The organism is Mucilaginibacter dorajii (assembly GCF_024808255.1).
Classification (GTDB): Bacteria; Bacteroidota; Bacteroidia; order Sphingobacteriales; family Sphingobacteriaceae; genus Mucilaginibacter; species Mucilaginibacter dorajii.
The window spans coordinates 86,916-100,920 of sequence record NZ_JANTYS010000018.1 but is presented as its reverse complement, the minus strand read 5'-3'; the positions used below and the strand labels follow the sequence as shown (position 1 = coordinate 100,920).

The 14,005-nt window shown below is 43.3% G+C and carries 11 protein-coding genes; 5 read left to right on the top strand and 6 right to left on the bottom strand.

Annotated features, from left to right (window positions below):
* Nucleotides 1–94: 94 nt before the first annotated feature.
* Complete coding sequence (locus tag FHS10_RS21470) at nt 95–1,321, bottom strand: 3-deoxy-D-manno-octulosonic acid transferase (protein WP_259094486.1); 1,227 nt, start codon at nt 1,319–1,321, stop codon at nt 95–97.
* Nucleotides 1,322–1,587: 266 nt separating this feature from the next.
* Between FHS10_RS21470 and FHS10_RS21465 the strand changes: the two genes are divergently transcribed.
* From FHS10_RS21465 to hemH, 5 genes are all read left to right on the top strand, one after another.
* Nucleotides 1,588–2,571 carry a UDP-glucuronic acid decarboxylase family protein gene (locus tag FHS10_RS21465; RefSeq protein ID WP_259094482.1) on the top strand — a complete coding sequence of 328 codons (984 nt, stop codon included), beginning with the start codon at nt 1,588–1,590 and terminating at the stop codon, nt 2,569–2,571.
* A gap of 159 nt (nt 2,572–2,730) precedes the next feature.
* Entirely contained in the window at nt 2,731–3,753 is a 1,023-nt protein-coding gene (galE, locus tag FHS10_RS21460) for a UDP-glucose 4-epimerase GalE (RefSeq protein WP_259094481.1), read from the top strand.
* Nucleotides 3,754–3,768: 15 nt separating this feature from the next.
* Complete coding sequence (gene rfbB / locus FHS10_RS21455; RefSeq protein ID WP_259094479.1) at nt 3,769–4,821, top strand: dTDP-glucose 4,6-dehydratase; 1,053 nt, start codon at nt 3,769–3,771, stop codon at nt 4,819–4,821.
* Nucleotides 4,822–4,823: 2 nt separating this feature from the next.
* Nucleotides 4,824–5,564: a tyrosine-protein phosphatase gene (locus tag FHS10_RS21450; protein ID WP_259094477.1), complete on the top strand. Its 741-nt coding sequence runs from the start codon at nt 4,824–4,826 to the stop codon at nt 5,562–5,564.
* A 223-nt stretch (nt 5,565–5,787) separates the two neighbouring features.
* Nucleotides 5,788–6,819 carry a ferrochelatase gene (hemH, locus tag FHS10_RS21445; RefSeq protein ID WP_259094475.1) on the top strand — a complete coding sequence of 344 codons (1,032 nt, stop codon included), beginning with the start codon at nt 5,788–5,790 and terminating at the stop codon, nt 6,817–6,819.
* A 24-nt stretch (nt 6,820–6,843) separates the two neighbouring features.
* On the opposite strand, the gene prfH is transcribed toward hemH, so the two are convergent.
* The 5 genes from prfH to FHS10_RS21420 all read right to left on the bottom strand — a co-directional run bounded on the left by prfH (nt 6,844) and on the right by FHS10_RS21420 (nt 13,962).
* The gene (gene prfH, locus FHS10_RS21440) at nt 6,844–7,458 is read right to left on the bottom strand and encodes a peptide chain release factor H (protein WP_259094473.1); all 615 of its coding nucleotides are present in this window, start codon (nt 7,456–7,458) and stop codon (nt 6,844–6,846) included.
* Nucleotides 7,459–7,462: 4 nt separating this feature from the next.
* A complete protein-coding gene (locus FHS10_RS21435) occupies nt 7,463–8,860 on the bottom strand; it encodes an RtcB family protein (RefSeq protein ID WP_259094471.1) in 1,398 nt (465 codons plus the stop codon).
* A gap of 12 nt (nt 8,861–8,872) precedes the next feature.
* Nucleotides 8,873–9,451, bottom strand: coding sequence for a hypothetical protein (locus tag FHS10_RS21430; protein ID WP_259094469.1), 579 nt, complete (start codon nt 9,449–9,451; stop codon nt 8,873–8,875).
* Between the two features lie 676 nt (nt 9,452–10,127).
* Nucleotides 10,128–11,486, bottom strand: a complete 1,359-nt coding sequence (gene xrtN, locus FHS10_RS21425; RefSeq protein ID WP_259094467.1) for an exosortase N — start codon at nt 11,484–11,486, stop codon at nt 10,128–10,130.
* Nucleotides 11,467–13,962, bottom strand: coding sequence for an XrtN-dependent VIT domain-containing protein (locus FHS10_RS21420; RefSeq protein WP_259094466.1), 2,496 nt, complete (start codon nt 13,960–13,962; stop codon nt 11,467–11,469). Before FHS10_RS21420 ends, xrtN begins: the two co-directional genes overlap by 20 nt.
* Between the last annotated feature and the right edge of the window lie 43 nt (nt 13,963–14,005).

Here is a 14,005-nt window from a genome sequence, read left to right as displayed (position 1 = left end):
AAAACAGATATATTCTGTGCTCCATAGGAGCTACCTGTCATCGGCGTAAGTTTTATATTTGCTTATGCGCGCTGAATGTGCCGTACGTTGTACGTTAACTATCTATCTGACCTAAAATCATTTCAGTAGCACCAACATGTTCCTTTACAAACTCCGCAGCCTTTTTACTGGTAACACTATAAAAAGCTTCGTCACCAATCAACGTTTCAACAATACCTTTTAGCTCATTTGCATTGCTTAAACTAAAACCGGCCCTTAGGGCTATAAGCTGCTTTGCCTCGTTAAACTTTTGATAATTGGGGCCAAATATAACGGGCAAACCAAAAGCTGCTGCCTCCAGCGTATTATGAATGCCCACACCAAAGCCCCCTCCTATATAAGCGATATCGGCATAGGCATATAGTGATGAAAGCATGCCGATGTTATCGATAACGATAGATTTGAGATTTGAGATTTGAGATTTGAGATTTTCGGAAGTGTTTAACTCAGAGTACCTGGCTGTTGTTGCCGCCGGCAGTAAGCCAATCAGGTTATTGATCTTTTCTTCGCCTATTTCGTGTGGGGCAAAAATGAATTTCCAGTCGGGATATAGTGCAGGCAGGGTGGCCAATAAGGCTTCATCTGGTGGCCAGGTGCTGCCGGCTATAAAAACTTTATGGCCGTTTTTAAATTCGGCAATGCCGGGGATCTCTTTGGGTTGTTGGGCATTGGCCCATACCCTGTCAAACCGGGTATCACCACTTACAACGGCGTTGGTAACACCTATGCCTTGCAGCAATTGCTTTGATGCTTCATCCTGTAAAAAGAAATAAGTTACAAAACTTAATATTTTACGATGCAGCCCGCCATACCATTTAAAAAATATTTGTTTGGGCCTGAAAATGCCCGATACGATATAAAGCGGAATCTGGCGTTTATGCAGCTGGTTAAAAAAGTGGTACCAATACTCGTACTTGGTAAAAACAGCCATTTCGGGCTGTATGGCCTCAATAAATTGTGTGGCATTTTTTTTCGTATCCAAAGGTAAATAATACACAAAATCGGCAAGGGGGGTGTTTTTGCGTACCTCGTAGCCCGATGGCGAAAAAAAGCTGATCACCAATTTTTTGCCCGGATGCCGGGCCCTGAGTGCTTCCAGGATAGGTCTGCCCTGTTCAAACTCGCCTAACGAGGCAAAATGAAACCAAATGCAGCTATCTATACGTATAAATTTTTGTTGTTTGCGGCCGTTTATCCATTGGCCTGCTTTTTGATTAAACAGCGAAGCCAAATAAATGGCAACAAAATATAACCGTACGCCTATAGTATATAATAACATCATTTTTGCTTATGTTGCTTATCTTAGCCGGGGTTAAAAGTAATAACAATAATTAATTACCCGACTGTTGTGCTTTGTTATGCAGCTGCGGCAAACTAACCAGTGACCATATGGTTTTAAACCGGAGCAAAGTTGTGTATATATAATTGAAAATAATCGGGCATACAGTCAAATTTTTTATATGGGAGGCTGGGTTTAATTTGCTGAACCTATCCTGCCAGCCAATATCGATTTAGGATAACAGTACTATAGATACAAATAAATAATTAATGGAAAACCGTAAAAGAATATTGATAACCGGAGCTGCCGGCTTTTTAGGCTCGCACCTTTGCGATAGGTTTATTAAAGAAGATTATCATGTTATTGGCATGGATAACCTGATTACAGGAGACCTGCGGAATATTGAACACTTATTTAAACTGGAAAATTTTGAGTTTTATAATCATGATGTTTCCACGTTTGTGTTTGTCCCTGGTAAATTGGATTATATTCTGCATTTCGCATCGCCTGCCAGTCCTATCGATTATTTGAAAATTCCTATTCAAACCTTAAAGGTGGGTTCACTGGGCACGCACAACCTGCTTGGCCTTGCCCGTTCAAAAGGTGCAAGGATGCTTATCGCTTCCACTTCGGAAGTTTATGGCGACCCTAACGTAAATCCACAGCCCGAGGAATACTGGGGCAATGTAAACCCGGTTGGCCCGCGGGGGGTATATGACGAAGCAAAGCGTTTCCAGGAAGCTATCACCATGGCTTACCATACCTTTCATGGGTTAGAAACCCGTATTGTGCGCATCTTTAACACCTATGGCCCAAGAATGCGCCTTAACGATGGGCGTGTATTGCCTGCGTTTATTGGCCAGGCGTTAAGGGGCGAATCATTAACCATGTTTGGTGATGGTTCACAAACCCGTTCATTTTGTTATGTAGATGATTTGGTAGAAGGTATTTATCGCTTATTGCATAGTGATTATGCCCAACCGGTAAATATTGGTAACCCCGATGAGATCACTATCCGTCAGTTTGGTGAAGAGATTATCAAATTAACCGGTACCGATCAGCAGTTGATCAGTCTGCCGTTGCCTACAGATGATCCCAAACAACGCCGCCCTGATATTACCAAAGCAAAAGCTATATTGGGATGGGAACCAAAAATTTCAAGAAGCGAAGGGTTGAAAATAACACTTGACTATTTTAAATCCCTGCCCGAAAAAGAGATCAATCATAAGGATTTTACCTATTATAATAAATAGGGATACCCAAAATGTTTGTTATCCCTGGCTTTTACAGGGCATAACAATAAGACCAACCATCTTTTTGCTTTGCGGAAAGATGGTTGTTTTGTAATAAACACAAGGCAGTAAATTCACCAATTTGCTTACCTTTATGGCCTACTTAAAACACTGCTTAAAATGAAGATATTAGTAACGGGCGGCCTGGGTTTTATTGGCTCCCATACCGTTGTTGAACTGGTAAATGCAGGTTACGAGCCTGTTATTGTTGATGACCTTTCAAATTCCGACCCTAAAATATTAGATCAGTTGGCTAAGATCATCGGGTATAAACCAGTGTTTCATAAACTGGATTTATGTGACGAGGCCGGCGTAAAAGCCCTGGCAGTTGCCGAGCCCGATGTACAGGGTATCATTCATTTTGCAGCATTTAAAGCTGTTGGCGAATCGGTAGCCAAGCCCCTGAAATATTATCGCAATAATTTTTACTCGCTCATCAATTTACTGGAAGCTTATTACAGCAAGCCCCTGAATTTTGTGTTTTCATCAAGCTGTACTGTTTACGGTCAGCCTGCCGTATTGCCGGTAACAGAAGAAGCTCCGGTGCAGCCTGCCCAATCACCCTATGGCAATACCAAACAAATTGCCGAAGAGATTTTGAAAGATATGATTGAGTCTGGTACAAGCAGCTACAAAGTAGTAGCCTTAAGATATTTTAACCCGGTTGGTGCTCATGAAACCGCCCTGATAGGCGAACTGCCTATTGGTGTGCCACAAAACCTGGTGCCGTTTATTACCCAAACCGCTATTGGTAAGCGTGAAAAAATTACAGTTTTTGGTAATGATTATAATACCCCGGATGGTAGTTGCGTACGCGATTATATTCACGTGGTTGATTTAGCCAAGGCACACGTTGCTGCCCTTAAATTGGCCGAACGTGAAGACTATACCGGCTACGATGTATTTAACATTGGTACTGGTGAAGGCAGTACCGTTTTAGGTGTTATAAAAGCCTTTGAAAATGCAACCGGTGTAAAAGTTAATTACCAGATTGGTGCGCGTCGCGCGGGCGATGTGGAGAAAGTTTGGGGCGATGTAACCAAATCAACTAACAAACTGGGCTGGAAAACCGAGCTTGGTTTAGAGGCGATGATGTCATCGGCCTGGGAGTGGGAAAAATATATCGCTCAAAACCCTTTGTAAATTAATATTCAACAAATGCAAAAAATCATCATTACTGGTGGGGCTGGTTTTATAGGATCGCATGTGGTGCGCCGTTTTGTAAAAACGTACCCTAATTATAACATCATTAACCTGGATAAATTAACCTATGCAGGTAACCTCGAAAATTTAAGAGATATTGAAAACGAACCCAATTACCGGTTCATCAAAGGCGATATTGTTGATCTTGAATTTATAAACAGCCTGTTTGATAATGAAAAGCCGGATGCGGTGATCCACCTTGCGGCCGAGTCGCATGTGGATAGATCGATCAGCAGTCCGCTGGAGTTTGTGATGACCAACGTTGTAGGCACAGTTAACCTGCTTAATGCCGCCCGCGAAAGTTGGAAAGGCCGTTATGATCAAACCCGTTTTTACCATGTATCAACCGATGAGGTTTATGGTACCCTGGGCGAAGACGGCATGTTCACCGAGGAAACCGCTTATGATCCGCATTCACCATACTCGGCATCAAAAGCCAGCTCAGATCATTTTGTGAGGGCTTACCAGGATACTTATGGTATGGATGTAGTAATTTCTAATTGCTCAAACAACTATGGTTCGTTTCACTTTCCAGAGAAGCTAATTCCCCTGGCTATCAATAATATCAAACAGCGTAAACCGGTTCCGGTGTATGGCAAAGGCGAAAATATTCGCGACTGGCTTTGGGTTGAGGACCATGCCCGTGCTATAGATGTTATTTTTCACAATGCCAAAGCGGGCCAAACCTATAACATTGGTGGGCATAATGAGTGGAAAAACATCGACCTGATTAACCTGTTATGTACTATATTGGATAAAAAATTAGGTAGGGAAGCCGGCGAATCGGCTAAACTGATCACCTATGTAACAGATAGGGCAGGGCACGATTTGCGTTATGCTATTGATGCCAGCAAGCTTAAAACAGAGCTGGGCTGGGTACCGTCAATTACTTTTGAGGAAGGATTGGAAAAAACTGTAGATTGGTACCTTGCAAATGAAGAGTGGCTGGCCAACGTAACGTCGGGAAATTACCAGCAATATTATAAGGGGCAATACAACAACCGTTAATTATGTTTGGCTTATTTAAAAAAAAGCAGGGGAGAAAAGATATCACGTTCAACTATGAGTCTATCATGGTTGATATGCATTCCCATGTTTTACCTGGGATTGACGATGGCGCTAAAACGCCGCAGGATTCGGTGATACTAATCCGTAAAATGATAGACCTGGGGATAAAAAAAATCATTGCCACACCACATGTAATGATTGATTTTTATAGAAATACCCCCGAAACCATTGCGACATCACTCGAACTGCTGAAAGCCGAACTGGTAAAGGAAAATATTGACATCCCGATTGAAACTGCCGCCGAGCATTATTTTGATGAAACATTTGAAGCCCGTGTAAACGAAGGCAGGCTGATGACGATGGGCGATAACTATGTATTGTTTGAATTTTCGTTTATCAATAAGCCGCCAAACGTGATACCCGTTTTGCAAAGAATGAATGATTTAGGCTATAAGCCAATATTAGCTCACCCCGAAAGATATCCATATCTGGATCTGGATCAATATAAAAACATCCAGAACTGGGGCTGTAGCCTGCAACTGAATACCATTGCGCTAACAGGCTATTACGGTGGTGATGTAAAAAGGCAGGCCGAAATGCTGGTGGATAATCAAATGATAGATTTTATATCAAGCGATATGCACCACGAAAAACACGCCATGGCATTAAAAGACGCCCTGCGCACGTCCTATCTCGAAAAGCTGATGTTTGAGATGCCATTGAAGAATAAACTTCTTTTTTAGTATCAAGTAGTTAGTATCAAGTATCAAGACACGAAAAAACTATTTTCTTATTGATACTTGATACCTATTGTCCCATCCTTTTTAGATGATTTAAGTATTAGTCAGAATCCCATCTTGATACTTAATACTAATTACTTGCTACTATTCCATCCTTTATTTGTAAATTATTTCTGCCATACCCACTTAGGGCTAAAATTATTTTAATTTTGTGGCCTAAATAGTTATGGGTAAAAAAGGTGTTTTATTAGTAAACTTAGGTACACCTAACAGCGCTTCAACAGCCGATGTTCGTACTTATCTGAATGAGTTTTTGATGGATCCGCGGGTTATTGATGTAAACCCGGTATTGCGTACCCTTTTAGTACGCGGACTGATTGTTCCCTTCAGGGCGCCAAAATCGGCCCGATTATATCAAAAGATCTGGAGCGATACTACCGGTTCGCCTTTAATGCATTACAGCATTTTACAGCAGGAGGCCCTGCAACAGCGCCTTGGCGATGAGTACATTGTTGAGCTGGCTATGCGTTATCAAAACCCAACTATCCAATCGGCATTAAACAGGTTGAAGGATGCGTTGGTTGACGATATCCAGGTAATAGCCCTGTTCCCGCAATACGCGTCGGCAAGTACAGGCTCTGTTTATGATAAGGTAATGGAATTACTGATAGACTGGCCTACCAAACCAACCATATCTTTCGTTAATTCTTTCCATGATAATGAGTTGATGATAGCCACCTTTGCCGAAAACGGTGCCAAATATGATCCCGAAAAGTTTGACCACGTGTTGTTTAGCTTTCATGGTTTACCGCAGCGGCAGCTGATAAAAGCCGATCATACGCAAAAGCATTGCCTTAAGGTAAATAACTGCTGCGAAACTATTACCGATGCTAACAAATTTTGTTATTCGGCACAGTCGCACAATACTGCTAAGCTGATAGCCGAAAAGCTGAATATCCCCAAAGAAAAATATAGCATTTGCTTTCAATCGCGCCTGGGTAACGATCCATGGGTGCAGCCCTATACCAGCGAGGTTGTTGCTAACCTGGCCAAAGAAGGTAAAAAGAGCTTATTGGTATTTTGCCCCGCTTTTGTTGCCGACTGCCTGGAAACCGTATACGAGGTTACCACCGAATACGGCGATGAGTTTAAAGCCTTAGGAGGTGATCGGGTTCAACTGGTTGAAAGCCTCAATGATTCCCCTACCTGGATCTCGGCATTAGAAAAAATGGTAAGGGATAATCATATCTCGGCATAGGATCGGCCCTTACCATAACAATAACTATAACGCCTGCTCTATTACTTTTACCGCGTTACCCCGCACCAGCGAATGATGGGCGAGCCACTGGCTTTCTAACCGGGCTATTTGCGCCCGCGTTTGCGATGCCATTACCTTTGCCTCCAACCTTTGCAAACAAAGTTTCTTGTTTTGTAATTGGGAGCGGTTATCCATGGCCATTACCTGCAAACCCGTGGGTAAGTGTGTGCCGCGTACAGCGGTTTCAACCTTGTTTACATTTTGCCCACCCGGGCCTGATGCCCTCAGGGTTTCAAACTTTACATCGGCAGGGTTAAAAATAACCTGCGTATTGGTATCAAAAATGCCCACGCCTATAAACCAGTTTTTACGTTTGTGAAACTTACGATAGGGGCTTTGTGCTATCCATAATATAGTGCCGTTCCATTCGGTTATAAAATTGTCGATGCTATCGCCTTCTAATAACATCGTTGCAGATAGCATCGTGCCGTTTACCGCGGCTTTCTTTTCTTCGATGACGGATAGGCTGATGTTTGAAGCAGCTGCCTGTTTCAGCATCAACTCCTGTACTTTGGCTACTACCCGGCAACACTCCAGCGGGCCTTTACCAGTTGTTATTTGTATAATTACTTTTTTCATGTTGTTATTCTTTATTCATACGTACTATGCGCGGCCAAAACTCTCCCTGTATTTCCACCAAACCGGCCTGCGCGTTCATTACTTTTTGGATGTCTTTATAAGCCAGCGGGTTTTCTTCAACACTGCCATCAATCAGCGTAATGCCGGCATTGGCCAACATTTTTTTCATGGCCGATTTGGTAGTACTGCTTTTGGCGTCCTGCCTGCTCATAGCCCGCCCAGCTCCATGCGATGCCGAGTTTAAAGCATCGGCATTACCCTTGCCTGTTACCAAATAAGCAGGCGTTGCCATACTGCCCGGGATAATACCCAATTCGTTTTTATGGGCCGGCGTTGCTCCCTTGCGGTGAATGATCACTTCGGTACCATCTGCAAGTTTATCCTGCCATGCAAAATTGTGGTGGTTTTCTACCTCGTGCAAAGCTTTTAACCCTAATGCTTTTAGCAGGTTGGCGTGAATCCGGTCATGACAGGCCTGGGCATAATCGCCGGCAAGTGTCATGCTTAACCAGTATTCCTGCCCTGCTTGTGTATCAAGATCAAGCCAGGCTAATGGTTGCGCTTCCCGCGGTAGCTTACAAGTATTCATGGCCACTTGCGTATAATGCTTCGCGATGTTGGCTCCCAAACCGCGGCTGCCCGAGTGTGTGAGCAAGGCCAGGTAGGTTTTAGCAGGCAGGCCTAACGTGTTATCCGTTTTTAAGGTCATCAGCCCAAACTCTACAAAATGATTACCTCCGCCCGATGTACCCAATTGCTGTACCGCCTTGCCATGCAGTTTTTTAAGCATCGCCGTTTCGCGGAACAAAGGGCTATCTAATACTTCATGATCCTGCACTACCCGCAAACCGCCATCCATCCCAAAATGGGTCCACGTACCTATGCCTTGTTTTATTTGATGCTCATAACGTTTAATAAACTTTTCATCGGCATCAATAATACTCAAAGCCATGCGACAGCCAATATCCATGCCTACGCCATAGGGGATCACCGCGTTGCGGGTAGCCAACACTCCACCAATAGGCAAGCCATAACCACTATGCGCATCGGGCATTAAAGCGCCCTGCACACTTACCGGGAGCGAAAGCGCCAGCCTCATTTGTTTTTTTGCTATCTCTTCAATATCGTCCCCGCCATAAATTTTTAATGGCGATGCCTGCTGCTTTAACTCAAATGTTTCTACCGGCTCCGCTACAACAATCAGCAACGCCTCCGCTATCTTTTGCAGGTTGTTGTTGCCCACGTATGCTGCAGGATTATCTTTTACCGCTGTCAGCAGCGCAAGGGTATCTGTCTTATGCTGATGCTTAAAATGTTTGGCTACGGTGTTGATGGTGATGCTTTTAAGCCGGTCATCCGTGTAGCCTATGTTATCTAATTCTTTTGTTTTTAAATTGCCCATAAGGGTATTGTTTTAGTGATCCAGGTAGGCCTCTTTTGAGGTGTACCTGGGTTTGTTTTTTAAATAGTTAGTATACCGAACGTCCTCATCTTCGGGCTTCCAGTATTTATACACGCTTCGCTTTATTTTTCTTACCCTTGGGAATAGACAATTCCAGGTTAGTTGATCCTCAATTTGAGCTAATTCCTGCTCAAGTAAGCCATCAGCCTGTTTTTCGGCATAAACCATATAAGGTTTTATTACTAAAACATACCGCCAGGCTTCGGCAAATACATATTTGCTTTCCCAGCGATCGTATCTGTCGTTCCAGGTTTCTTTTAAATAAAAGCAGTCTTTTTCGGCATCAGTTAAATTCAGTTTATCACCGTGAAAATCCGTTGGCCATAACTCATTCAATTTATGGAGACTGGCGTCGCAATTTTCATAAGCACCTCTGCGAATCTTTCTTCGCTTAAAAGATTTATCATAATGCCGCCAGTAAGTATTTATTTTAGCTAACAGATTGTTATAAAACTGCGCTTTTTCACTCCGGGCGATATCACTCCGCAAAACAAAATAGCGCACCCAACCACGCTGATAGGGTTTATCCAATATCACCGGCGGCAAATTCCGCTTTTGTATTTTTAATACTTTTCGTTGCTTAATTAATCTGATCAGTTTTTTGTCGAAGTCTTTTTTTACGAGCCGCTTCTTTCTCCGGTCCGACTTTTTAATGTGCGGCCAATCATGCATGTCCATCACGCTTTGCGTTCTAATTTTTAAACCTGTTGTGTTTTTCAAAATTCATCTGCCGTAGCAGATATACCCATTCTAAAAAGGCGAGCCAAACCGCAAAACACAGAACTGAACGACAAACAAAGCCAAGCCGGGGTTAAAACAATGTAGTTAAACCGATCTCAAAATAAAAAGCAAATGAATTTGTTGTCCGCCTGTTTTGGGGCAGCTACCTAATGGGATATAGAGGAGATACTTTCTTGCATGATTCCTAATAATTAAAGGGTTAACAATTAAGGAATTGGCACAAAGATGCAAAAATTATTTAAAATGCAATTTTTTATTTTCGGGAGTTAGAAAACTGAAGGAAAGGTGGGTAGTCTCTCGCATGGGATTCGCTTTTAAAAGGAGGCACCTACGGAGCCAAATCATTGGTGTTTGTATGCTATAAACACGAGGCTACGCTGTAGCCCCTAATTTTACAACTCCAGAGGAGTTGCGTGTTTATAGCTATGAATTAGCTTGCTTTTTTGGGCTCCGTAGGAGCCTCCTTTTAAAAGCGATTTCCCTGTTGTTGCAAATTATCTATCGACGCTTTCAACCCCGCTTCGCTCAATGCATTCACATTAACCAAATAAAACGGCCTGCCGCCTTTTGCCGCTTCCCAGCGCCATTCAAACTGGCTGATGGTTTGCATGCTGCCATTATCAAACCACCAGGCGCTATAAATTCTATCCTTACCTTTGGCGAGGATGCCCGAGTAAACTTCCAGTCCGTTCATTACCTCGGCTTTAATACTGGTAAAATTATAGCCGCTGCCCTGCCAGCATATCATGGGGTTATGCTCAGGGGCATAAAATGGTGTAGGCTTCAGGTAAACCAGCGCATGGGCATTCTCAAACTTGATCACCCCGCTTGCTAACAATTGTTTATGGTAGCCCCTAAGAACTACGGCATCGGCATTTTTGTTGCTTAATTCGTCCATGGTTTTTAGGTTGAAAAGGCTGATGATAAGTGTAACAGCCAATGCTACGTGAATTACAGGGTAGCGTAGTTCATAAGGTTCCAAGCGGATAAGCTGGTACTGCCGTGGATTTTTCTCAACCTTAACCGACCTTTTAAGATAAACCTGCGAGAGCCATAATAGCGGCAATATCACATAAACCAGCAGGCAAATAACACCTGTAATATCATGCAATACATTACCCGCCGGAATTTTAAACAGTACCAGCAACATAATGCGGCACAGGTTGCATACGATGTTTAAAACAAAGGTGAGGCACAACAGCAACGTAACCTGTATAAAACTCAACTGCTTTACAGTTTGCCGCTGGCAATGGGCAATTACAAACAGGCATATGATAAGCGACATGCTCAGCATATGTAAACCGGCGCAAGCCTGGTCTACCGCGAACTCGGCCCCATTTAGTTCAATGATATTGCCTGCTGCGTGGGCCTGCGCACCGCAAATGGTTAAAATTTGCGCCACCATTTGGCTCAGCCAGATCCTGACAGGGAAGCTGATAGCATTGCTGATGTACAAAAACAGCGGCGAGATAAGCAACAACAAAAAGAACAAGACCGTACTTACCTTCCCCTTAAAATTCTCGAAAAATAGCAGAACAGCAAACAACAATGCTACAAACAAGGTGGTTTTAACCGGGAAGATAAGCGCGGTGACGGTAAATAAAAGTGCTGGCAGCAAATAGCGCATGGAAAACCCACCGGTTTTTACCCTGCATATATATGGGGCCAATGCCAGGCCAAGTAATACATCGGCGTTCCATAAAAAATAAACGGCAAGTAGTTTTATGGCGATGATGAGGTACAATAAGCAGCAGCCATTGATCAATAATCGGCTGCTACTTGCCTGCGTATCCGGAAGCTGCATTTTAAAGATCGTGTTTGGCATATTTAGCGCGGTATACTAAAAAGTTAATTACGGCAATGGCAATCAATACCAGCAACCATTCGCCCGGTTCGGGTACAGCACCCGATGATTTCATGGATGCATTGGCCAGGCTGTTTTTATTGGCATCGATGCCAAAGCGCTCATAATCGGCCTGGGTTTCTAACACAATTAAACTTGATACCGGCGAGGTAATATAAGCCTGCTCCGCTTCTTTAATAATATCCGGCTGTACATAGGTTTTATCAAAATAATGCGGACCAACCTTTTTCATCACATCGTTGTAAGCAAATAACCGCAGCAGGTGATCGGGGGCATTACTGCCGGTGGTATCGGCGGTTTGCGCTATCATCACGCCCGATTGATCTAACACCACATGTTTATCATCCTCCTGGCTTTTTAAAAACAGGTGCTTAGCAAGGTTGCTTTGTAGTTTTTGCACACCGCCATCGTCATAAACAAATACCCGCATTTCTTTCAGCGCTTTTAAGTACGGCGTTAGTTTGGTACCGACGTTGTATAGCCTAATCGGTTTAGCGGTAGCCAGGTAAGTGGTTAATCTTTTCTGAAATTCAGAATCGTCGAGGTCATTTAAATTGGGTGCTGTTTGGGTTGATTTGGTGATGAGCAAGGCATTATCTGCATCCCTGATCTCGTTTACCGGGAATAGGCTGAAGTTTAATTTTTGAGCCCTTGCCAAAACAGCCGTTTTATTTTGGTCGGTTAACCGTTTTAGCCCGCCATCGTCATAATAAACCTTTTTATTTTTAATGCTTTGCCAAAGGCTGTCAAACTCGGTATTGGTCCAGGAGTTGTTTAAATCAAGGTAGATGGTGCCGGGATCAAACATTGTAAATTGTGGCTTATACTCTTTAAGCTGATAGCCGCTACCTGCAAAAGCGAAGGGCTTGTCGGCCAATGGAACAACCGCGAAACTAATTTCTTCATCGGGCTGATATTTTCTATCGGCAGTAAAAACACCTTCATTGATCTCCTCAAAACCGGGGAGGTTAAACAGCGCCGGCTTTTTTGAAAAGGAAACCTGGATGGTTTCGCTGGCATCATCGGCCGGGGGGCCATCAAAATAAATGCTTTCATAGGTCAATTGCTGCCCCTGTAGTTTTAGCGGACTGGTAACGCCTACCCTGAATTTACGCGCCTCGGTTGCCGTGCATGGGAAAATACGTGCGGTAACGGTATTGCCCTCCTGCCAGTGAACCACAGATGGATCACGGACTTCCACACCTACCACTGTTTTATAAGCCGAATCTGCTTTGGCCCTGGTAGTTAAGCGCGATTTAGCTTCCTTGCCATCTATCCATAAAGATAATGAACTTACTACCGATCCTTCGGGCACGTGAAAGGTATAAATAGCTTCCTGTCCGCCCCACCAGGTACGCTCTTCATGATTTTTCACAAACAATGTTTTTTCGGTATAGGCCATCCTGTACTCGGGGAAGATCTTCACATTGGTAATTACCGATGAGGTGGTTAGCTTATTGCCACCCCACAAACGCTCCTGGGCTTTGTGCCTTGAATCGTACATGGCTTCCAGTATTTTGATGCGTTCGTGTTCTTCCAGGTTGGTTTGGGTGCTAAAGATGCTGGCAATTACCACCAGCGGATCATGCTTTAAGGGTTCATCAAATGATGTATTATGAAAGTTGCCCCAAAACCAGTTGTCCTGCAGGTTGGCGGTTTTGTATACCAGGTTGGCTTTTATAATACGCTCGGCAATGTCATTTTTAGGTATGTTTTGGCTGATAACCACCCAGGCCGGCAATTTACCCTCGCTTAAAATATTATGGTTAATGGCCTGGTTTACCTGTTTGTTAATACCGCGCCATTGCCATACAAACAACGCGCAAGCAATAACCGGTATAAACACGCCCGCAGCAAGCGCTATTTTTAACGACCGGCTACCAGCAACATTCCGCCTGATGATAATAAAGGTAGTAACCGCTAAAGCTACAGGAGCAAAAACGTGCAGCGAGATGCCGATAGCTATAGCCGCCAATATTCCTATAATGTACATAGAGGTTAGGTAAAGGCTGTAGTATAAAAACAATAGAAAGGCTATCCCTAAAAAAAATATTAGCAAATGTTTAGCAGCATTGCTAAATCGATCAGCAAACGCCGACAAGATAACCGCACCACATGAAACACAAATGGCTACGCACAGCCAGGGTACCGAGGTATCAAACACATTCATTTCGCGATTTAAGGCGAAGGCACTGATGAACCATAGGATGAACACCAATGCCCAGTAAGCCAGTCGCTTGGGTTTAGTTAAAAGTACAACAATGAGGTACACTACCGAGAGTAGGTAGCTGGTGAAAAAAAAGCTGATATCGGCACCTTCCTTCAGATCGATAAGGTTTAGTTCGGGAAACGCGAATAGCGCGGCCGATATCAGTATCATAATTAAACCGGTTTTAATTACCCGGTCTTCCGTTAAAATTGATTGTAGTTTTTTCATTTTGTTAATTTAAAAGAACTTTGTATTTCAAAGTAAATAGATA

What these genes read in the sequence shown, in the direction of transcription:
- FHS10_RS21470 (WP_259094486.1), bottom strand. Translation starts at nt 1,321, where the DNA reads ATGATGTTATTATATACTATAGGCGTACGGTTATATTTTGTTGCCATT.
- FHS10_RS21465 (WP_259094482.1), top strand. Translation starts at nt 1,588, where the DNA reads ATGGAAAACCGTAAAAGAATATTGATAACCGGAGCTGCCGGCTTTTTA.
- galE (WP_259094481.1), top strand. Translation starts at nt 2,731, where the DNA reads ATGAAGATATTAGTAACGGGCGGCCTGGGTTTTATTGGCTCCCATACC.
- rfbB (WP_259094479.1), top strand. Translation starts at nt 3,769, where the DNA reads ATGCAAAAAATCATCATTACTGGTGGGGCTGGTTTTATAGGATCGCAT.
- FHS10_RS21450 (WP_259094477.1), top strand. Translation starts at nt 4,824, where the DNA reads ATGTTTGGCTTATTTAAAAAAAAGCAGGGGAGAAAAGATATCACGTTC.
- hemH (WP_259094475.1), top strand. Translation starts at nt 5,788, where the DNA reads ATGGGTAAAAAAGGTGTTTTATTAGTAAACTTAGGTACACCTAACAGC.
- prfH (WP_259094473.1), bottom strand. Translation starts at nt 7,458, where the DNA reads ATGAAAAAAGTAATTATACAAATAACAACTGGTAAAGGCCCGCTGGAG.
- FHS10_RS21435 (WP_259094471.1), bottom strand. Translation starts at nt 8,860, where the DNA reads ATGGGCAATTTAAAAACAAAAGAATTAGATAACATAGGCTACACGGAT.
- xrtN (WP_259094467.1), bottom strand. Translation starts at nt 11,486, where the DNA reads ATGCCAAACACGATCTTTAAAATGCAGCTTCCGGATACGCAGGCAAGT.
- FHS10_RS21420 (WP_259094466.1), bottom strand. Translation starts at nt 13,962, where the DNA reads ATGAAAAAACTACAATCAATTTTAACGGAAGACCGGGTAATTAAAACC.